Below are 19,904 nucleotides of genomic sequence, written 5' to 3'. Positions count from 1 at the left end.
GACACCATCGTCGCCGACGTCATCAAGGACACCCTCCACTGCACCGTCCACCACCCCGCCCCGAGCGACGAGACGGCGGCAGCCGGGACGGCCGGGCCGCCCGTCTCCTGACCGTCAGGTGTCTTCGCTCGGCTCCCCCAGCGAGAGCACGGTCACCGTCGACGGCCCGTCGGGCGCGTCGTATCCGACGGTGTCGCCGGCGCGATGGCCGAGGAGGGCGCGGCCGAGCGGGCTGTCGGCGGTGACCAGCGTGTGGGCCCGCTCCTCGGCCATCTCGCTGATCTGTACCGTCTCCACGGTCCCGTCCGCGAACCGGACGGTGACCGTGGAGCCCACACCGACCGCGTCGGTGCTGGGCAGTCCAGCGGAGGCCGACTCGTGCAGCCGGTCGGTGATCTGGGTGATGCGGTCGTCCAGGCGCTCCAGCTGGTTGGCGCGCTGCAGTTCATCGGCCTGGTCGGCGGCGTCCCCCGGCGAATCCGTACCGCCGAGGGTCGCCGCGACCGTGGCGCGTTCGGCGCGCAGATCGGCGAGCTCCTGTTCGAGTGCGCGACGGGCTTCGCCGCTGATCGGTCTGGGCTCACCGGCCATGCCTGCTCCCGTGGTGCGGTCGTGCGGAGAACATCATCACATGCAGCGTAATGCGGAGATCGTCACGATGCCGCTCAGCTGCCGCGGGCTGTCGGAGCGACCGGGGAGCAGGCCGGGGGGCACGCCCCGCGCAGGGCGTCAACTGCCGACCCCCGGGTAGGAGACGGGACGGGCGGCGGAGACCGACCTGCCGTACGGGCCGTGTGAAGAGCGACGGGAAGGTGGGGTCCATGGCGCCGGAGCGGGCTGCCGAGAGCAGCGTGGTGCGGGCGGTCGTCGTGTACGACGGACAGGTGCTGCTGGTGGAACAGCCCGGCGGCGGCTGGCGGCTGCCCTCGGGCACCCCGGAGCCGGCCGAGACGGCGCCGGCCACCGCGGCGCGCGTCGTCCACGAGCTCACCGGCTACCTCGTCGACGGCTCGTCGACGCTGGGCCCGGCGGCAGCGGTGGGCGAGGAGGTGCGCGCACCGGTGGCCGTGGTGTGCCAGCTGCTCACCGAGGCGCCGTCGGGCGGGGCACGGCTCGCTCCGGAGCGGATCCGCTGGGTCGCGGCCGCGGAGCTCGTCCGTGCCGGGCGGCCCGAGAACGACGGGCTGCCCGACGTCGTACGCGACTACCTGGAGGGCCACACACCCGTGTGAGCCGGGCGCCGCACCAGCCGTCCGGACGGTTGCGGTGGCGGTCGGCCCGAGAAGGCATTGGGCTGGAGACATGAGCGACGACGAGAACATCTCCGCCTGGACCGAGCGGCTGCTGCGCGAGGCGCCCGCCCTGTCGCCCGAGCAGGCCCGCAGCTTCGTGTACGACCTGTACTTCGCCGCCCAGCGGGCTCTCGACAAGGAGGAATGGGAGGCCGACTTCGAACGCGACGAGTAGCGCGACGAAGGCGTACGGCGCGACGAACACGGACAGCGCGACGAACACGGAGACCGCGACGAAGACGCACAGCGTGGCACGGAGGCCGGGCGGACGGCCGGTCAGCGGCTCGCTTCGGGGCCGGCCGTCGCGGCGAGGAACCGGCCGCGATCGACGATCGCCCGGTCGATCTCCCCGGTGGCGACGAGCGCGCCCGAACCGTCGACGGCCCGTACGAGGAAGGTGAGCCGGCGGCCCGCGGGCGCGGTGGGGGCCTGGGCGGCGACCTCCACGCGGCCGCCCACGGGCGTGGCACGCAGGTGCTCGACGCGGATCGCCGTGCCCACGGTCGTCTGACCCGTCGCGGTGAAGGCCGCAGCGGCCTCCACGGTCGCCGCCTCCATCCACGCGATCAGCCGCGGGGTGGAGAGCACCGGCACGTCACCGCTGCCCACCGACTCCGCGGTGTCGGCATCGGTCACCACATGTCGCATCGCACCACGCTAACCGCTTCCGGATCCGGGTGCCGACCGACCGGCGCCCGCGCGCACCGGGATCGCGGCACCAGGACCGTTGTGGAAGGATGCGGAGTGGATGCCTGTTGTGCCCGTATATGGGCGGCAGGTCGCGCTCTGGCATACACCCCCCATCACGAGGAGGTTCCCGTGTCCTCGAAGCGACGCCGCAAGAAGAAGTCCCGTCGCAACCACCCGGCGAACCACGGGAAACGCCCCCAGTCCTGACTCCACCGCTGACCCGTCTCACGGCGCGCAGGCCGCCCGTGAGGCGGGTCAGTCGCGTGGGAAGGGGTGGAGGAGGGGGCGGCCGGCCGCGAAGCGGTGGATCTGATCGACGATCAGGCGTTCGGCGCGCGGGCGGAACGCGGCGGAGCCACCGGCGACATGGGGGGTGACGAGGACCCCGGGAGCCCGGCGCAGGGGGTGGTCCGCCGGCAGGGGTTCGGGGTCGGTGACGTCCAGTGCGGCCCGCAGCCGGCCGTCACGGGTCTCGTCGAGCAGGGCCTGGGTGTCGAGGGTGCGGCCGCGGCCGACGTTGACGACCAGGGCGCCGTCGGGCAGAGCGGCCAGCTCCTTGACGCCGAAGAGCCCGACCGTGCCCGGGTTCTCGGGCAGGACCAGGACGACGATGTCGGTGGCCGGGAGCAGGTCGGGCAGCTCGGCCACGGCGTGGACGTGCTGCTCGGGGCGTGCCCGGCGGGCGACGCGGACGACATGGGCCTCGCAGGCGAGCAGGCGCTGTTCGAGAGCGGCGCCGATGGAGCCGTAGCCGACGATCGTCACCGTCGTATCCGCGAGGGACCGCGTGAAGTGGGGCTCCCAGCGTCCCGCGGCCTGGTCGGAGACCCACTGCGGGAGGTCCCGCTGCGCGGCGAGGATCAGGCCGAGGGCATGCTCGGCGGTGGAGGCGTCGTGCAGGCCGCGGCCGTTGTGCAGGCCGACCCCGGGGGGCAGGAGGGGCAGCAGCTTCTCCACGCCGGCGCTGAGCGACTGCACCGCGCGCAGGTGCGGCAGCCTGGGCAGCAGGTGGACGGCGTCCGGTACGGCGTAGGGCATGACCCACAGGCCGACGCGGGCCAGGACGTCCTCGGCCGGTTCGCTGCCCGGTGTCACGCCGTCCCAGACATGCACCCCGACGCCCGCGGGCCAGGGCCCGTGCCGCCGGTCCAGGTCCGGCAACGGGACGAGTACGTCGGTGGCGTCGGTGGCGGTGTCGTGAAGGGCTCTGGTCATCGGGCTCTCCTTCTCGTACGGTTCTTCCCGTCCAGTGAAACACTTTCCATCTCACGGAAAACAGGGGGTCAGGGATGACAGCGACGTCACCTGCCACCGACACCGCCAGAGCCAAGGCCGCGCAGTCCGGCTTCTGGAGGTCCGCCCGCGCCCGCCACATGATGCCGGTCGCGTTCGTCACGTACTCGCTCGCCTATCTCGACAAGTCCAACTACGCGATCGCGTCCGCCGGCGGCATGGCCGACGACCTGCATCTGTCCTCGGGAGCCGACTCCCTGATCGCCGCGTCGTTCTTCCTCGGCTACTTCTTCTTCCAGATCCCCGGGACGATCTACGCCGAGCAGCGCAGCGCCCGCCGGCTGGTCGCCTGGTCGACCGTCGTCTGGGGGCTGCTCGCCGTCGCCCAGGGACTGCTCAGCAGCCCCGCGCAGCTGATCGCGGTCCGCTTCGCGCTCGGCGTCGTCGAGGGGGCGGTGCTGCCGTCGATGGTGATGCTGCTCGGCCGCTGGTTCACGCGTGGCGAGCGCGGACGCGCCAACACCCTGCTCATCCTCGGCAACCCGGTCACCGTGATGTGGCTGTCGGCGGTCTCCGGCTGGCTGGTCTCCGTCTCCGACTGGCGCGTGATGTTCATCGCCGAAGGCGTGCCCTCGGTGCTGTGGGGCCTGTGCTGTCTGCGGCTCGTCAAGGACCGCCCCGAGCAGACACACCGTCTGCCCGCACACGAACTGGACCTGCTGCGCGCCGACCTGGCCGCCGAACAGGCCGCCGCACCGCCCGTGTCCGGCACCCTGCGTCAGCGGTACCGCACGGTGCTGCGCTCGACCCGAGTGCTGACCATGGCCGCGCAGTACTTCTTCTGGTCCTTCGGCATGTACGGCTTCGTCTTCTGGCTCCCCGCGATCATCAAGAAGGGCTCCGGGGAGGGCATCGGCGCCACCGGACTGCTCACCGCCATCCCGTACGCCTGCGCGGCCTGCGCGATGCTGCTCAACTCCCGCCTGTCCGACCGCAGCGGCCGGCGCCGCGCCGCCGTGTGGCCGTGGCTGGGCTGCGGCGGCCTCGCCCTCCTCGCCTCCTACGCCGCCGGCGACCACTTCCCCGTGGCCCTCGCCCTGCTCGTCGTCGCGGGTCTGTGCCTGTACGCGCCGTACGGACCGTACTTCGCCCTGGTCTCGACGCTCGCCCCGCCCGGGATCGCGGGCGCCGCCGTCGCGCTGGTCAACTCCTTCGGCGCGCTCGGCTCCTTCGCCGGGACCTATCTGGTCGGCTGGGTGCGCGGGACGCAGCTCGGCGACGCCGGCGCCTTCGGGCTGATGGCGGTCTGCGCCCTGCTCGCCGCGGGGCTGACCCTGGCGGTCCCCGAGCCGACGGCCTCCCGGCCGGTCCCGGTACCGTGATCGTCGACGCGGCGGCCGAGCGGGACGCCGACGGCCGCCGCACCGACCCGCAACGGCGGCGGCACGGAACCACGGAGGCGTACACGGTGACCACACCATCCGGCGACGACATGCTGGGCCGGGGACTGCGGCTGCTGACCGTACTGGCCGAGCACCCCGCCGGACTCGGCGTGAGCGCCGCCGCCCGCGCCGCGCAGCTCCCCGTCAGCAGCGCCCACCGCATCCTCGGCCGGCTCGTCGAGGAGCGGTTCGCCACCTACGACGAGGACGCCCGGCGCTACGCGCTGGGCTGGCGCGTCCTGGAGCTGTCCCGGGGCTTCCAGCGCTCACCCGCCGGCTACTCCGCCGCCGCGGCACCGATGCGCCGACTGGCCGCGCGCACCGGGCTGCCCGTCATCGCCGGCCTCCTCCACGGCGCCGACGTCCTGCTCGTGCTCTCCGTCCAGGGCACCCAGCACCTGCAGCTGCGCAGCGCCGAGGGGACCCGCAACCCGTGGCACGCCACCTCGCTCGGCAAGGCCCTCGCCGCCGCGCTGCCGGAGGAGGAACGCGAACAGCTTCTGTCCGGACCGCTCCCGGCGGTGACACCCCGCACGATCACCGATCCCGGCCGACTCCGCGCCGAGCTCGCACTCGTGCGACAGCGGGGCTGGTCCGAGGTCGACGAGGAGAACGAGATCGGCGTCCGCTCCATCGCCGCCGCCCTGCCCCGCGCCCCCGAGAGCACCCCGCCCCTGGCCGTCTCCCTCGCGGCCACGGTCATCCTGACCGAAGCCGACCAACTCCGCGCCCACGCACCCGCGCTGCGCCAGTGCGTGGAGGACATCGCCGCACACATGGCCCCTTGATCCCCCGAATCCGGATCCCCCGAACCCGGACACGAAGGGTCAGGCCCCGTCGATCAGTGTGAGCCGAGCACCAGCTTGAGTACGACCAGGGCGCCGGCGACGGTCAGGACGATGAGGCGGGTCTGCCCGGTGCGGGGCCCCAGCCGAAGCCGTGCCGTCGGGGGCCGAACCAGGCGGCCTTGTTCGCGTTCCGGCCGGGCCCGTCGTCAGCGGCCGGCCAGCCGGCCGTCGTGCTTCCTCCGGCCGGCCGTTGCCGGTCCGGTACCGGTCGAGGAGGGCGGCGGCCACGCCGAGTGCGGCCACGGCCCTTCGGATCACGCGCGAGGTCACCAGGAAGGCGCCCGTCGAGAGGGAGAAGGCGAGTGCCGTGGTGACCGCCGCCTCCGAGAGACAGACGACTCCGACGATGAGCGTGATGCCGGTGAGGCGGCGTCGCAGCCGAGCGGTGATCGTTCCGTTTCTGCGGGCAGAACGAAGAAGCCGGCGACCTGTCCGTCGGCGTCGAAGGCGACCCGCCGCAGCAGTTCGCCGCGCTCGTACGCCATCGGAACGTCGACCACGGTGTAGCCGGCGACGGCCCGGACGGACGGTGTGCCCATGGTCTGGAAGGCACCGCGTTCGCGGTCGGCCTTCTGCCAGACCGTGCGCAGCAGATCGGCCGGGGCCGCTTGCGCCATACGGGAATCGAAGCGGGAGCGCATCTCCTCCCACCGCTGCTCCGTGAACAGTGCGAGCACGCGCAGCCCCTCCTCGGCCGCACCGGGCAGCAGGGCGGCGGCCTCCGGTGTGTGGCCCGTGGGGTTTACACGCGCGGATCCGCACCGGCGGCGGTCGCGCTGTGGGATGCTGGGCCGGTGACGCTGGAAGACCTCGTCCGGCTGCGCCGGGCCCGTGATGTCATGGACCGCGACTACGCGAAGCCGCTCGACGTGGCGGCGCTGGCGAGTGTCGCCCTCATGTCGCCGGGCCATTTCTCCCGCAGCTTCCGCGCCGCCTACGGGGAGACGCCGTACAGCTACCTGATGACGCGCCGGATCGAGCGGGCCAAGGCGCTGCTGCGGCGGGGCGACATGACGGTCACGGAGGTCTGCTTCGCGGTCGGCTGTACGTCACTGGGCTCGTTCAGCTCGCGCTTCACCGAGCTGGTCGGGGAGAGCCCGAGCTCGTACCGGGCCCGCGGCCATGACGAGGGAGCCGCCATCCCGCCCTGCATCGCCAAGATCCATATGCGACCCGTCCGGAACGGGGGAGCGGAACCCGCCCCCCGCTCGTAGCGTGAAGCACATGGACATCAAGCTTTCCACGTGCTTCATCGCCGTCGACGACCACGACAAGGCGCTGGCCTTCTACCGGGACGTCCTCGGGCTGGAGGTGCGCAACGACGTCGGGTACGAGGGGATGCGCTGGGTGACCGTCGGCGCGCCCTCGCAGCCCGACGTGGACATCGTCCTCGAACCGCCCCTCGCGGACCCGAGCGCCTCGCCCGCCGACCGCCAGGCCATGGCCGAACTGCTGGCGAAGGGGCTGCTGCGCGCCGTCATCTTCCGGACCGACGACTGCGACGCCACCTTCGAGCGCATTCGCGACGCGGGCGGCGAGGTGCTCCAGGAGCCGGCCGACCAGCCCTACGGCGTCCGCGACTGCGCCTTCCGTGATCCCTCCGGCAACATGCTGCGCTTCAACCAGCCTCGCCGGCCGTGAGACCACGGTCCCACGTGCCGGCGAGCGGTGTCGGTGTGCGGTGTCAGCGTTCGGTGCCGAAGTCCTGGGTCCAGTAGCTGCCGGGCTGTGCGAGACCGACGCCGATCTCCTTGTACCCGCAGTTGAGGATGTTCTCCCTGTGACCGGGGCTGGACATCCAGGCCGACATGACCTGCTCCGGGGTGGAGTAGCCGTAGGCGACGTTCTCGCCGTACGAGTTCCAGGTGTAGCCGGCGCGGGTGATCCGGTCGCCCGGGGACGATCCGTCGGATCCGGTGTGCGACATGTTCTGGTGGGCGGCCATGTCCTGGCTGTGCGCCTGGGCGGCCTTGGTGAGGTCCGCGTTCACGGTCAGGGGCGAGCAACCGACCTTGGCGCGCTCGGCGTTGACGAGCTGCACGACCCGGGCGGTGGCCGCGGACGCCGTCGCACCGGCCTGCGGGGCACTCTGCGAGGGGGTGGCCGTGGCGGTGGGGGCGGTCGTCGCCGTCGGAGTCGTGGAGGAGCCGCCTGCCGTGTGCCGGGGGGTGGCGGTGGTGTGCGCGGGCGCGGTGGTCCTGTGCTTGGGTGCGGTGGTGCTCGGGGCGCTGTGCTTGGGCGCGCTGTGCTTCGGGGCGCTCGGCGTGGGAGTCGCGGTCGCCGACGCCGTCGGGCTCGGCTTCGCACCCTGGTGACCGTGCCGGTCACCGTGCCCGTGGTGCCGCCCGCCGTGGGTGTGCTGCCACGACGTCGTGGTGGCCTCGGCCCCGGCCCGCTGGGACTGGCTCTCTCCGCCGCCCGGCCAGTCGCTACAGGCCAGGGCGATGGACGGCACTCCGAGAGCGCCGATGGCTGCGGCGGCGATGACTATCCGCCGGTAAGGCTGCTTTTTGCGATGCTTGCTCATGCGTGACCTCACTCGGTGATCGCCGAGCGCTCCTTACGTGACTGGCTCCGCACGCCAGTTCGCTGCCGGACTACGGCGGCGACGTGCTGTGATCGTCATTCTTAGGACGGCTTTACCGGGAGCACAAAGACTCCTCCTACTACTGACCTTCGTAGACGATGTTGGCTCTTGCAAAGGTGAGCGGGTGCGTGCTGACCGGGCTCGTGCGGCCTTCGCCGCGTACTGTCACCCCGTCAGAAGTCCGCCGTCAGAGGTGAAGGAGCGGCGCCGCCGAGCGGGCGGCATCCCGTCGTGCCTGCCGGGACACGCGCCCGCGCCAAGCCGGACAAGTCCCATATGTCGCCAGAGCGTCCTCTACTACTGCGGACGCATAGTTGGCCGAGTCGGTGTGACGGATGTCACGCAACCACGCGTTTCGCCGGGACGCACAGCCAGGCGAGGCCCGCCGCGGTGAGGTAGGCGAGCGCGCCGACGGCCATGCTCGTGCGAAGCCCGGCCGCACCGGCGGTGGTCATGGCGAGCAGGCTGCCTCCCAGTGCCACCCCCGTGGCGCTGCCGATCTGACGGGTGGTGTTGAACAGGGCGGAGGCGGCCCCCGCGTACCCCGCCGGCGCGGCTGCCATCACCGTGGCGGTCGAGCCCGTCAGTGCGAAGGAGGTGCCGAACCCCGCGGCCATCATCGGCACCACCAGCAGCGGGTAGGCGGCATCGGCTCCGGCCGCCGCCCAGCCCGCCAGCCCCAGCGCGGCCAGGAGCATGCCGCAGACCACCAGCGGACGATCGCCGGTGCGCCGCGTCAGCCGCCCGGACAGGACGGAGGCGAACATGGTCATCGCCACCGCAGGGAACAGCGCCAGCCCGGTGTCGAGGGCGCTGAAGCCCCGCCGCCGCTGGAAGTCCAGGCTGGCGGTGAACACCATGCCGTAGAAGCCGAAATTGAACAGCAGGCCGATGACGGCTCCGCCGCTCATCGCGCGCGAGCGCAGCACGCTCAGCGGGAGCACGGGAGACCCGGCCAGCCGCTCGCGCAGCGCGAACGCCGCGGCGGCCGACGCGGCCAGGCCCACCCCGGCGAGGACGGCGGGATCGGACCAGCCGCGCCGTCCGGCCTCGTTGAGAGCGGCGGTCAGCAGGGCCACCGCCGCCACGACCGCGCACTGCGCCGGCCAGTCCAGGGCCCGGTCGGCGTGCCGGGGCGAGCGGGACACGTGCCGCACCGTCAGCGCCAGGCACGCGGCGCCGACCGGCAGGTTGATGAGGAAGACCCACCGCCAGCCCACCGTGGTGACCAGCAGCCCGCCCAGCAGCGGCCCGGCGGAGGCCGCGATTCCCGCCATCGAGCCCCACAGCCCGAAGGCCCGCGACCGTGTGCCCGGGGCCGGGTAGGCGTGCTGGAGCAGGGCGAGAGAGCCGGGCACGATCAGCGCCGCGCCCAGCCCCTCGACCAGCCGGGCCCCGATGAGGAAGAGGGTGCTGGGCGCGAACGCGCACGCGGCCGACGACACCGTGAACACCACCACGCCCGAGCAGAAGACGCGCCGGCTCCCCAGCCGGTCGCCCAGGGCGCCACCGGTCATCAGGAACCCGGCGAAGACCAGCGTGTACGCATCCGTGATCCACTGAATGCCGGTGAGTGAGGCGGACAGTTCGCGGCCCACCACCGGCACCGCGACGTTGATGATCGTCACATCGAGGATCACCATGAAGTACCCGGTGCAGACCGCCAGCAGCGGCGCCCAGGACCGCCGCGCGGGCTCGGGGGCCGACGGGGCAGGCGGCACGGGCTCACTCGCACCGGCCGAATCCGCGAACGTCACGTCCCTCACTCCATCAAGGAACACGGGGAACACATAGGCGACACCGCGGAACCCGGCCGACCACGGGGGCGACCGGGCCGTCGGTGCGCAGGAGCTCGGTGCTCAGGAGCGCGGTGCGGTGCCGGGCAGGTGGGTCACGTGTTCGATGTCCTCGGCGGCCTTGGCCAGCAGGTCCAGCATGGCGAACTCGGCGCGTGCGGGGTCCTTGTCGCGGACGGCGTCCAGTACCGCACGGTGGCTGGGGACCGGGTCGTCGGCATCGCCGTGCGTGTGGACCATGCGGTCGCGCTCTCTGAGTCCGGGCTCCAGGAGCATGTCCATCCGGCGCAGCATCTCGTTGCCGGTGGCGGCGAGCAGGGCCCGGTGGAAGGCGACGTCCGCCTCGGCGGCGGCAGCGGAGTCCACCTGCGCCCGGCCCATGGCGTCCAGGGCGGCCTCGAGGGCGGTCAGGTCGGCGTCGGTACGGTGCAGGGCGGCGCGGTGCGCCGCGGCCGGTTCGACGATGGAGCGTACGTCGGCGAGGTCACGCAGCAGGTGGGCGCCGTCGCCGGTCTCCATGCGCCAGCGGATCACGTCGGCGTCGAGCAGGTTCCAGTGGGCCCGCTCCCTCACGTAGGTGCCGCGCTTCTGCCGTGCGTCGGTCAGCCCCTTGCCGGCCAGCACCTTCAGTGCCTCCCGCATCACGGTCAGGCTCACGTCCAGTTCGCTCCCGAGCGCCCCGATGTCCAGGATCTCGCCCTCGGCGAACTCACCTCCCACGATGCGGGCGCCCAGCTTGTGCACGACCTGCCCGTGCACGCCTCGGCCGGAGTAGGACGCCATGCGGTTCTCCTCGAAGTGAGAGGGGGGTGGTGGTGGCTGGTGCCAGAAGTCTACCGGTGGCCATTATTTATGAATTTCGCTGCGGCGCTTCAGGATTCACGGAATGGCTCTCGACGCATGACGGTGCGGCGGCCGCCGCCGGCGCGGTGATCCGGCAGGGGACCGAGAGCACCGCACCGTCCAGCGGGCCGGGGGCCTCCATGCCGTACCGGGCGGTGGTCACCAGCAGTTCGCTTCCCGTCAGGCACACGCTCGTGGGCTGCGAGGCGGGAACGGCGAGGGTCAGCAGGAGCGTTCCGTCGGGGGCGTGGCAGCGGATCTCGCCGGCTCCCCAGATCGCCGACCACAACCGGCCCTCGTCGTCGACGGTCATGCCGTCCGGGCTGCCGGTGCCCGGCGCGAGCCGGAAGAAGACGCGGCGGTCGGACAGCGTTCCCGTCGCCGGGTCGACGCGGTGGGCGTACACGGTGCCGAGCGCACTGTCCGCCAGGTACATGGTGGTTCCGTCGGGGCTGAAGGCCGGGCCGTTGGGCACGGTGAGGCCGTCGAGGACCGTGACGACCGTCCCGTCCGGGTCCACCCGATGCAGGGCCCCCGCGCCGGGGGTGGCGTCGTAGGCCATCGAGCCGGCCCACATCCGGCCCTGCCTGTCGCAGACGGCGTCGTTCATCCGCCGGTGCGGCGGGCCCTCCAGGCCCGGCAGGGACATGGCGTGGAGGAGCGAGCCGTCGGGCGCCAGGCGCACCAGGCCCTTGCCGGCGGCGGCGAGGAATCCGTCCCCGCGGCCCACGGGCGCCACCGCGCCGAGGGGGTCTCGGAGTTGGGCGAGGGGTGTCAGCGGGGCGTCGCGGCGGGTGGGCAGTGTCAGGAGGCGGCCGGTGAGGATGTCGACGAGGACGACCCAGCCGTCGTCGAGGAGGCGGATGCCTTCTCCCAGCTCGAGCCGGTCCGCGGCGACGGGGGCGAAGTCCGTGGCGGCGGGTGCGAATTCCGTGGTGGCAGGCGCGAAGGCGGTGGCGTCGGATGCGGGGATGCTGTTGTCCGGGGGCATGGCGGGTCTCTCCGGTTTGCGCGATGGACGGGCCGGTCTGTTCGGGGACGCGCGATCGCCGGTCCGGTCTCGCCGGAGACGCGCGATCGATGGGTGGATCAGCGGATGGCGCTGCCGGGCGGGGCGTCCAGCACGGTGAGTTCGTCACGGTGGGGGAGCCCTTCCCAGTCACCGGCGGTGGCGACCGCGAACGCGCCGGTGGTGCACGCACGGCGCAGCCGCTCGGCCGGCGGCAGGCCGTCCAGCAGCCCCGAGAGGTACCCGGCGCAGAAGGCGTCCCCCGCGCCGACGGTGTCGACGACCGGCACGGGATGCGCGGGCCGCCGGATGCGGTGACCGTCGGAGCCGTACAGTTCGGCGCCGTCGCGGCCGCGCTTGACGACCACCTCGCGCGCTCCGGCCGCCAGGAGTTCCGCCACCCGGGCCTCCTCGCCGTCGGTGTCGTCGTCACCCGCGATCAGGGGAAGCTCGTCGTCCGAGGCGATGACCACGTCGATGCGGCCCCGCAGCGGGCGCAGAACCTGAGCGGCCTGTTCCCGGCTCCACAGCCGGGCCCGGTGGTTGACGTCCAGGACGACGGTCCAGCCGTGCTCGCGCGCGTGCCCGACCGCGGCCGCCACCGCCGCCCGTGGGTCCGGCCCCAGGGCGCAGGTGATGCCGGTGACATGCAGGACGCGGGCGCCCGCGGTCAGGGCCTCGGTGAGGTGCTCGGGCCGCTGGCGGGAGGCGGCCGACCCGGCACGCCAGTAGTGCACGCGGGCGACGTCGGCGACGAGGCGTTCGCGCAGCATGGAACCGGTGGGCGCGTCCGGGTCGGTGGTGGCGTGGCGTACGTCCACGCCTTCGCCGCGCAGCGTGCGCAGGATCAGGCGGGCGGGCTCGTCGGCGCCCAGACGGCCGGCCCAGGAGACCCCGTGTCCCAGCCGGGCCAGCCCGATGGCGACGTTCGACTCCGCGCCCGCCAGCGTGGTGCGGGCCGGCGCGCCCACGGCCACGGGTCCCTCCGTCTGCAGCGACAGCATCGTCTCGCCGAAGGTCAGGACGTCGGCCGCCACGGCCTGTCCGGCGTGCACCTCGGCTGCGGCGCGGGGCTTCACGCGCTCGGCTCCTCTCGCCGGCAGACGGAGCGGAACCGCCGTGCCCGGCGCCGCAGTTCCTCCAGGTCCCCGCCATTGGCGGCGTCGCCGACGAGCGGCGACCCCACACCGACGGCGAGGGCACCGGCCGCGAGGTACTCCGTCGCCGCGTCCGCGTCCACGCCCCCGACGGGGACGAGCGGCATGTCGGGGAAGGGGTCCTTGAGCGCCCTGAGGTAGGCCGGTCCGCCCAGGGACGCCGGGAAGAGTTTCACGGCGGTGGCGCCCGCCGCCATGACGGAGGCGGCCTCGGTCGGGGTCAGCGCCCCGGCCAGGACCGGCAGCCCCTGCTGTACGGCGGCGGTGACGGCGTCTCCGCCCACGGGTGTGACCGCCCAGGCGGCACCGGCGTCCCGCGCACGCAGCAGATCGTCCCGGGTGACGACGGTGCCGGCGCCGATGCGGGCGTCCCGGCCTGCCTCCCGGACGGCCTCGGCGATCACGTCGCAGGCGCCGTCGGTGGTGAGGGAGACCTCTATCAGGCCGACGCCCTCCTCGGCGAGCGTGAGCACGGTACGCAGGGCCGCGTGCGCCGAACGTCCGCGCACGATGGCGGCGAGCCGGTCACGGCTCAGCAGGATGGTGAGATCGGTCGGGTCCACGAGGGCGGCTCCAGGGGGCTGGGAGTGTCGACGGTGCGACGAGAGCGGTGAAGTCGAGAGCGGTGAAGGGGACGGTGACGAGAGGGACGGTGACGAGAACGGCGGGTGCGGACCGCCCGGGCCGGCCCGGTGCCGTCACCACTCGGCGAACGACCCGTCCGGGTGCCGCCAGATCGGGCCCCGCCAGTCGGGGCTGCTGTCGTCCGCGGCGCGTACGGCCTTCTCGTCCACCTCGATGCCCAGGCCCGGCGCGGTGGGGCGCAGGAAACACCCCTCGTGGAAGCGGAACACCTCCGGGTCGGCGAGATAGTCGAGCACCTCGGCGCCCTCGTTGTAGTGGATGCCGATGCTCTGTTCCTGGATGAGGAAGTTGGGAGTGCTGAAGGCGATCTGGAGGCTCGCGGCGAGCGAGACCGGGCCGAGCGGGCAGTGGGGTGCGACGGGGACGTCGAAGGTCTCGGCGAGCGCGGCGATGCGGCGGACCTCGGAGATGCCTCCCGCGTGGGAGAGGTCCGGCTGGAGCACGGCCACACCGGCCTGAAGGGCGGGCAGGACGTCGGTGCGGGAGTACAGCCGCTCACCCGTGGCGACGGGCACCGGGGAGCCGGCGACCAGGCCTTCCAGCAGGTGGGTGTACTCCGGCAGCACGGGCTCCTCCACGAAGAGGGGGTTGAACGGAGCCAGGTGCGGCAGGACCTTGCGCGCGTTGGCCGCGGTGAAACGCCCGTGGAAGTCGACGGCGAAGTCCCTGTCGCTGCCCAGCACCTCGCGAGCCGCGGCCGCCCGGCCCACCATCTCGTCGATGTCCCGCGTCGTGGCCAGGCGGTTCATTCGGCCGCAGGCGTTCATCTTGACCGCCGAGAAACCCGCCTCCACCTGGGCCGCGACGGCGTCCGCCACCTCGGCGGGCTCGTCGCCGCCGACCCAGCTGTAGGCGCGCACACGATCGCGCACCGGCCCGCCGAGCAGGACATGCGCCGGTACGCCCAGCGCCTTGCCCGCGATGTCCCACAGGGCCTGGTCGAGCCCGGCCACGGCACTGGAGAGCACCGGACCGCCTCGGTAGAAGGAGCCCTTGGTCATCACCTGCCAGTGGTCCTCGATGCGCAACGGATCCCGGCCGACCAGGAGTTCGGCCAGCTCGGACACGGCCGTACGCACCGTGGCGGCCCGGCCCTCGACGACCGGCTCGCCCCAGCCGACGACGCCGTCGTCGGTCTCGACCCGGCACAGCAGCCAGCGGGGCGGAACGGCGAAGGTCTCGATGCGGGTGATTTTCAAGGGGAACGCTCCTGCGCTGGGTGAGGGAGAGGGGTCGCTCGGCCGGCACGTGCCCCGCCTACGACGAGGTCTTCAGCACGCTCCACCCCCCGTCGACGACGAGCGAGGCGCCGGTGACGAACGACGCGTCCGCGCTCAGGAGGAAGGCGATGGCGCCCGCCACCTCCTCGGGCCGCCCCAGACGGCCCAGCGCGGTCTGTTCCGCGCTGGCCTTGCGGTCCGCTTCACCGATGCCGTCCCAGGCCCGGGTCAGCACCGGTCCGGGCAGTACCGCGTTCACGCGCACGCCGGGGCCGCCGTACTCGACCGCCAGCTGCCGCATCAGCCCGGTCAGCGCGGCCTTGGCCGCCGCGTACGCCGGGCGGCCGGGCATGCCCACCAGGGCGTGCACGGAGGAGACGAACACGGCGCTGCCGCCGGTGGCGCGGAGGTCGTCCAGACACGCGCGGAAACCCAGGAAGCTCCCGGTGAGGCTGACGGCGAGCTGACGGTCCCATTCCGCACGGTCGATGGCGTCGGCGGAGGCGACACGCACGGTGTAGGCGTTGCTGACCAGCGCGCACACGGGACCGAACCGCTCCCGCGCCGTGTCGACGACGCTCGCCCACGCCGCCTCGTCCGAGACGTCGCCGTGCCGGTACACGGCACTTCCGCCGGCGCTCCTTATGGCCGCGGCCGTCTCCTCGCCCGGCTCGTCGAGCACATCGACAAGCACCACGGCGGCACCTTCGGCGGCGAGCCGGCGTGCCGTGGCGGCACCGATTCCCGAGGCCGCTCCGGTGACGACGACGCAGCGGCCGGTGGACCGGCCTTCGACATCTTCGGCAGGGCGGTCTTCGACAGGGCGGTCAAGGTCCACGCGCAAGCTCCCGGAGGCGGCTCTTGTACGGCGGCTGCCACGGCTGCGGCAACAGCCGCGACAACCCGGAGGCGGGCCGTCGACCGGCCAGCTCAAGACATTAAATATGAATTAATCAGGCTTGCCAAGGGGTTTCCGGCGGCAAGTGGAACAGTCATCGTCGGCGAGGCAGGCTGTACTCATGCGGTTGCTCTCCCGTTCGGCCCGGCAACAGGGTTGGGGAGGTCATGAGGTTCTGCTCAGACTCATCCAGGGCGTGCCGTTCCTGATCGTGCTGTTCGGGCTGGCGATCGAGCTCTCGCCCGGACACATGATGTACACCGGCCCTCTGCTCACCGCGATGCCCGCGCTGGCGTCGCTGACGATGGGCCCCAAAGGCATCCTGGCCGCGGCGGCCGGAGCCCTCGCCGTCACCCTGATCAGCGCCAACCTCCACGGGGCCTGGCACGGCGAGCAGGTCTACGGCAACCTCCTGGGCCTGCTGGTGGTCTCCGTGGCCAGCTTCACCACGAGCAACTCCATGCAGGCGCGACGACAGGGCGAACTCGACCAGATCCGCCGCATCGCCGCGGCGGCGCAGAGCGTTCTGCTGCATCCCGTCCCCGCGCGGCTGGGACCGCTGCGGGCGGCCAGCATGTATCTCGCGGCCGAGTCGGGCGCGCAGATCGGGGGCGATCTGTACGAGGCCGTGCAGACCCGGTACGGGGTCCGGATGATCGTGGGGGACGTCCGGGGCAAGGGGCTGCCGGCCGTACGTTCGGCCGCGGCCGTGCTGGGTGCCTTCCGGGAGGCCGCGCACTACGACGAGGACCTGAGGGAGGTCATGAACCACTGCGCCGCCGCGCTGCGACGGGAGTCCGCGGCCGAGGAGGCGGCGGGCGGCGGACCGGAGGGGGAGTGTTTCGTCACCGCACTGGTGGCCCAGGTGCCGGACGGATCCGTGGTCGAGGTGGTCAATCGCGGCCATCCGCCACCCATGGTGCTGCGCCGGGGGAGGGCTCAGGCCCTGGTGCCCGACTCACCGCAGCCACCCCTCGGCCTGGAGGACCTCATGACGGGCCCGCCCGCCGAGCCGGAGTGCTATCCGTTCCTGCCCGGCGACCGGCTGCTGCTGCACACCGACGGGGTGATAGAGGCCCGCAACCGCGACAACGACTTCTTCGCCCTGCCCGAGCACATGGAATCGGTGCGCCACGCCCGCACCCCGCGGGAGTTCCTGGACCAACTGCACCGGAGCCTGATCGTGCACACCGAGGACCGCCTGGTGGACGATGTCGCGATGGTCGCCGTCGACCGGATCGCCTAGGGGGTGTCTCGGGGATCATGCCGGGCTCGCGGCGCCTGGCACCGCACCTCGCCGCGTTGTCGTCGGTCGCCGATGCTCCGCATCGACTCCCTCTTCCGCCTTGCGAGGCACGGCCCCAGCCACCGCTCCCTGATCCGGCCTGATCGACGAGACACCCCCTAGGGGGCCTCTCGCCTTGCCGAGCGCGAACGCGTGGCCAATGCTTCACCCCTGCGAAGGAACGACACCTCCGCCGCACGGCGATAGCTTTCCTCGTCTCGGCTCCCACCCGACTCCGTGCGGATGCCGAGGCCGCGGCCCCCGTCTCCCACCCGTCCCCGGGAGGCGGGGACCGGCGGCGGGCCCGGCACGGCCGACGGCGGCCCGGCGTGACCGGCCGCTACCAGGCCACCGGCAGCTCCAGCGGGAACCGCCGGATCGTCTTCGTGTCCCACCGCACCTCCTCGGGCGCCACCGCGAGCCGCAGCCCGGGGAAGCGCTCCACGAGCCGGCCGATGGCCACCTCGAGCTCCGCCATGGCGAGCGGCATCGCGATGCACCGGTGCCCGCCCCAGCCGAACGTCATGTGGGGGCTGGTGGGCCGGTCGAGGTCGATGGCGTGCGGGTTCGGGTAGCGCTCCGGGTCCCGGTTGGCCGTCAGGTACGACACGTGGACGAAGTCGCCCGCCCGGATCCGCACGCCGTCCAGCTCCATGTCCTCCAGCGCCACCCTGGGGATCCCGACCCCCTTGCGGAACGGGATGTGGCGGAGCAGCTCGTGCAGGACGTCGGTCAGGGTCTCCGGCCGGCGCCTGAGGTGGTCCATCAGCTCGGGACGGGTCAGCAGCAGATAGGTGATGTCGCTGATCTGGCAGGTCGCCGTGTCCTGGCCGCTGAGCGCCAGCATCAGCGTCATGACCGCCAGTTCCCTGTCGTCCAGCTGTTCCTCGCCGTCCCGGGCCGCGGCCATCGCGCTGATGAGGTCGTCACCGGGTGAGTCGCGGCGCTGTTCGACGAGCTTGCCGAAGTAGGCCGTCAGGTCCGCCTTGGCGGTCGCCGCGGTCTCCCTGTTGTCCGCACCGACGACGAGCAGCTGGTGCACGGACTCCTCGATCCGCGGCCACTCCTGCCGCTCGATGCCGAGGAGGTCCAGGACGGTGTGCTGGGGGAGGGGGTCGGAGAGATGCCGGACCAGATCCGTCGGCGGGCCGTCCTGCTCCATCTCGTCCAGCAGCAGGTCGGTGAGCCGGGCGATGCGCGGCCGCATGGCGTCGACCTGCTGCTGGGTGAAGGCCTGGGAGGCCAGGTGGCGGACGCGGCTGCTGTGCGGCGGATCCATCACGTTGATCGACTCGGGCGAGACGATGGGCTCCGCGGTCATCCGGGGGTAGTCGAGCCCGACGATGCCCGCCCGGCTGAGCCGGTGGTCGGTGGTCACCTGCTTGACGGCGTCGAAGCCGGTGATCAGCCAGGCGTCGGCGTCACCGTAGGGAAGCCGGATCCGTGCGGGGGTGTCGCGGCCCATCAGGTCCGCGAGCACGGGGTCGAATTCCAGCGCTTCGCTGAAGTCGAACGGGCAGGTGATCGTTTCCTTCTCCCCGGTCATCAGCCGGCTCCTCCGGACATCGGTACGACATTGGTGGTGTCCACGGCGCGGCGCAGGGCCTTGGCGAGCCTCACGGCATCGCCGACGGCCCAGTAGTGGACGAAGAACAGGCGCGGTTCGTCGGTCAGGTTGTGGTGGTGGACCTCGACGAGTTCGACCCCGCCGCGCCGCAGCGCCACGAGAACGGGCTGCACCTCCCCGGCGGTCATGACCAGGTCGCCGCTGAGCGCGGCCCGTCCGCCGCCGAGCGGCTGGAAGTTCACGGAGGTGGTGGCGCCCAGTCCGGGAGGCAGGATCAGGTGGCCGTCGAGGATGGTCTCGCGGCGGACATAGGTGCACTTGTAGATCTGGCCGTCGGGATAGCCCTTGACGCCCATCGCCGCGTCGATCGCGGCGGTGTCCAGGCGGACCGGCGGCGGGGCCGTGACCGGCTCGGCGGGCGGGGTGCCGGTGTGGGCGAAGGCGGCGCGCAGACCTCTGGCGACGGCCACCGGGTCGTTGCCGTGGGCGTGCACATGGAGCCACCACACGTCCGGCTCGTGGGCCAGCAGGTGCTTGTGGAGGGCGGTCTGCATGATCCCGTGGTCCTGCAGGACGTCGATGAAGCGCTGCAGTTCGCGTTCGGTGACCACGACGTCGCCCATGAGCAGCGTGCTGTGGTCGGCGTAGCGCACGAAGGACACGTGCGTGCCGAGGGCGAGGGCCGGGTCGATCCGGACGCCGTGGGAGAAGACCGTGAGGTCCCGGCGCGGCAGGCCCGTGTGGTACATGAACCGCTTCATGTCGCCGGGCCGGCCGAGGGCTCTGCCCACGTCCGCCCAGTCCGCGAGCCGGGTCATCACCGGCTTGACCGGGGTGTGCTGCGTCCGCCCGGCGGACACGGCGCCGGCGGTGGCCGGCACCCCGGTGAGGACGGGCGTCAGGGCGGCCGCGGTGAGCACACGGCGCCGGGACGCGGGGAGAATGGAGCGGGTGGTCTGCTGTCGGTCGTCAGCCATGTCATGTGCCTCCTGGCGCGATGGAAGCACGGACGACGGCACGGACCGGTGATCCGCACGCCACATCCATCCACGTGGCTCACGAGCCCATCCAGGTGGCTCAACAGTGCGACCCCGGGTGGCCGCTCACGTCTCGATCACGGCGTCGCAGTCGGGGCAGACCACGGCTCGGTGCTCCGCCGGATACCAGGGCGTCTCCTGCTGCTCGGACGGCTGCCGAGCGGCCCTCACCATGGCGAAGGTGTCCTTGCCGCACAGCGTGCGCGGCCCGGTCTCGGTGTGCGAACCCGGGGCGGTGGGTGCCGCGTGCACCCTGTGGACGGACGGACGCTCACCACCCGCCGACTCCGTCGAGGTGGTCACCGGTCTGTCGAGTTCGTAGACGACGACGATCTCGCTCATGCTGTCAGCCACC

General features: G+C 72.6%; 23 protein-coding genes. 8 read left to right on the top strand and 15 right to left on the bottom strand.

The window, feature by feature from the left end; all coding sequences use genetic code 11:
• Window positions 1-114: 114 nt before the first annotated feature.
• Window positions 115-591, bottom strand: coding sequence for a GreA/GreB family elongation factor (locus IE318_RS41580; RefSeq protein ID WP_189908059.1), 477 nt, complete (start codon window positions 589-591; stop codon window positions 115-117).
• Between the two features lie 230 nt (window positions 592-821).
• Here IE318_RS41580 and IE318_RS41575 point away from each other — a divergent pair, with 230 nt between their 5' ends.
• Entirely contained in the window at window positions 822-1,232 is a 411-nt protein-coding gene (locus IE318_RS41575; protein ID WP_189908058.1) for an NUDIX domain-containing protein, read from the top strand.
• Between the two features lie 70 nt (window positions 1,233-1,302).
• A complete protein-coding gene (locus tag IE318_RS41570; RefSeq protein WP_167413952.1) occupies window positions 1,303-1,467 on the top strand; it encodes a hypothetical protein in 165 nt (54 codons plus the stop codon).
• A 101-nt stretch (window positions 1,468-1,568) separates the two neighbouring features.
• Here the strand turns inward: IE318_RS41570 and IE318_RS41565 are convergent, their stop codons facing one another.
• Window positions 1,569-1,940, bottom strand: coding sequence for a thioesterase family protein (locus tag IE318_RS41565; protein ID WP_189908057.1), 372 nt, complete (start codon window positions 1,938-1,940; stop codon window positions 1,569-1,571).
• On the opposite strand from IE318_RS41565, the gene IE318_RS46975 reads away from it, so the two are divergent.
• On the top strand, window positions 1,932-2,189 hold the full coding sequence (locus IE318_RS46975) for a hypothetical protein (RefSeq protein WP_506005423.1): 258 nt from the start codon (window positions 1,932-1,934) through the stop codon (window positions 2,187-2,189). The two genes, IE318_RS41565 and IE318_RS46975, sit on opposite strands and share 9 nt — an antisense overlap.
• Window positions 2,190-2,237: 48 nt before the next feature.
• On the opposite strand, the gene IE318_RS41560 is transcribed toward IE318_RS46975, so the two are convergent.
• Window positions 2,238-3,197 (bottom strand): 2-hydroxyacid dehydrogenase, encoded by a 960-nt coding sequence (locus IE318_RS41560; protein WP_189908056.1) that lies wholly within the window; start codon window positions 3,195-3,197, stop codon window positions 2,238-2,240.
• A 74-nt stretch (window positions 3,198-3,271) separates the two neighbouring features.
• On the opposite strand from IE318_RS41560, the gene IE318_RS41555 reads away from it, so the two are divergent.
• On the top strand, window positions 3,272-4,597 hold the full coding sequence (locus IE318_RS41555) for an MFS transporter (protein ID WP_189908055.1): 1,326 nt from the start codon (window positions 3,272-3,274) through the stop codon (window positions 4,595-4,597).
• On the top strand, window positions 4,594-5,445 hold the full coding sequence (locus tag IE318_RS41550; protein WP_229904119.1) for an IclR family transcriptional regulator: 852 nt from the start codon (window positions 4,594-4,596) through the stop codon (window positions 5,443-5,445). The genes IE318_RS41555 and IE318_RS41550 overlap by 4 nt, the downstream gene beginning before the upstream one ends.
• Before the next feature lie 326 nt (window positions 5,446-5,771).
• Here the strand turns inward: IE318_RS41550 and IE318_RS41545 are convergent, their stop codons facing one another.
• Window positions 5,772-6,182 carry a DUF3887 domain-containing protein gene (locus tag IE318_RS41545; protein WP_189908054.1) on the bottom strand — a complete coding sequence of 137 codons (411 nt, stop codon included), beginning with the start codon at window positions 6,180-6,182 and terminating at the stop codon, window positions 5,772-5,774.
• A gap of 117 nt (window positions 6,183-6,299) precedes the next feature.
• Here IE318_RS41545 and IE318_RS41540 point away from each other — a divergent pair, with 117 nt between their 5' ends.
• Window positions 6,300-6,719, top strand: coding sequence for a helix-turn-helix transcriptional regulator (locus IE318_RS41540; protein WP_030182373.1), 420 nt, complete (start codon window positions 6,300-6,302; stop codon window positions 6,717-6,719).
• 10 nt (window positions 6,720-6,729) lie between these two features.
• Entirely contained in the window at window positions 6,730-7,146 is a 417-nt protein-coding gene (locus IE318_RS41535) for a VOC family protein (protein ID WP_030182377.1), read from the top strand.
• 43 nt (window positions 7,147-7,189) lie between these two features.
• On the opposite strand, the gene IE318_RS41530 is transcribed toward IE318_RS41535, so the two are convergent.
• From IE318_RS41530 to IE318_RS41495, 8 genes are all read right to left on the bottom strand, one after another.
• Window positions 7,190-8,032, bottom strand: coding sequence for a CAP domain-containing protein (locus IE318_RS41530; protein ID WP_189908053.1), 843 nt, complete (start codon window positions 8,030-8,032; stop codon window positions 7,190-7,192).
• Window positions 8,033-8,430: 398 nt separating this feature from the next.
• Window positions 8,431-9,849, bottom strand: coding sequence for an MFS transporter (locus tag IE318_RS41525; RefSeq protein ID WP_189908052.1), 1,419 nt, complete (start codon window positions 9,847-9,849; stop codon window positions 8,431-8,433).
• 102 nt (window positions 9,850-9,951) lie between these two features.
• Window positions 9,952-10,671, bottom strand: a complete 720-nt coding sequence (locus IE318_RS41520) for a FadR/GntR family transcriptional regulator (protein WP_189908051.1) — start codon at window positions 10,669-10,671, stop codon at window positions 9,952-9,954.
• Between the two features lie 67 nt (window positions 10,672-10,738).
• Window positions 10,739-11,722, bottom strand: coding sequence for an SMP-30/gluconolactonase/LRE family protein (locus IE318_RS41515; protein ID WP_189908050.1), 984 nt, complete (start codon window positions 11,720-11,722; stop codon window positions 10,739-10,741).
• Between the two features lie 98 nt (window positions 11,723-11,820).
• Window positions 11,821-12,819, bottom strand: coding sequence for a sugar kinase (locus tag IE318_RS41510; RefSeq protein WP_268256781.1), 999 nt, complete (start codon window positions 12,817-12,819; stop codon window positions 11,821-11,823).
• Window positions 12,816-13,460 (bottom strand): bifunctional 4-hydroxy-2-oxoglutarate aldolase/2-dehydro-3-deoxy-phosphogluconate aldolase, encoded by a 645-nt coding sequence (locus tag IE318_RS41505; RefSeq protein WP_189908049.1) that lies wholly within the window; start codon window positions 13,458-13,460, stop codon window positions 12,816-12,818. The genes IE318_RS41510 and IE318_RS41505 overlap by 4 nt, the downstream gene beginning before the upstream one ends.
• 135 nt (window positions 13,461-13,595) lie before the next feature.
• Window positions 13,596-14,741, bottom strand: coding sequence for a galactonate dehydratase (dgoD, locus tag IE318_RS41500; protein WP_189908048.1), 1,146 nt, complete (start codon window positions 14,739-14,741; stop codon window positions 13,596-13,598).
• A gap of 58 nt (window positions 14,742-14,799) precedes the next feature.
• A complete protein-coding gene (locus IE318_RS41495; RefSeq protein WP_189908047.1) occupies window positions 14,800-15,600 on the bottom strand; it encodes an SDR family NAD(P)-dependent oxidoreductase in 801 nt (266 codons plus the stop codon).
• Window positions 15,601-15,781: 181 nt separating this feature from the next.
• On the opposite strand from IE318_RS41495, the gene IE318_RS41490 reads away from it, so the two are divergent.
• Window positions 15,782-16,906, top strand: coding sequence for a PP2C family protein-serine/threonine phosphatase (locus tag IE318_RS41490; protein WP_189908046.1), 1,125 nt, complete (start codon window positions 15,782-15,784; stop codon window positions 16,904-16,906).
• 379 nt (window positions 16,907-17,285) lie between these two features.
• Here the strand turns inward: IE318_RS41490 and IE318_RS41485 are convergent, their stop codons facing one another.
• From IE318_RS41485 to IE318_RS41475, 3 genes are all read right to left on the bottom strand, one after another.
• Entirely contained in the window at window positions 17,286-18,491 is a 1,206-nt protein-coding gene (locus IE318_RS41485) for a cytochrome P450 (RefSeq protein ID WP_189908045.1), read from the bottom strand.
• On the bottom strand, window positions 18,491-19,489 hold the full coding sequence (locus IE318_RS41480; RefSeq protein WP_189908044.1) for a DUF1259 domain-containing protein: 999 nt from the start codon (window positions 19,487-19,489) through the stop codon (window positions 18,491-18,493). The genes IE318_RS41485 and IE318_RS41480 overlap by 1 nt, the downstream gene beginning before the upstream one ends.
• 126 nt (window positions 19,490-19,615) lie before the next feature.
• Complete coding sequence (locus tag IE318_RS41475; protein WP_189908043.1) at window positions 19,616-19,891, bottom strand: hypothetical protein; 276 nt, start codon at window positions 19,889-19,891, stop codon at window positions 19,616-19,618.
• Window positions 19,892-19,904 lie beyond the last annotated feature (13 nt).

The sequence above is a fragment of the Streptomyces spiralis genome (assembly GCF_014654675.1).
Classification (GTDB): domain Bacteria; phylum Actinomycetota; class Actinomycetes; order Streptomycetales; family Streptomycetaceae; genus Streptomyces; species Streptomyces spiralis.
Note: the sequence above shows the minus strand (reverse complement) of the source record. Positions and strands in the feature narration are given on the sequence as shown.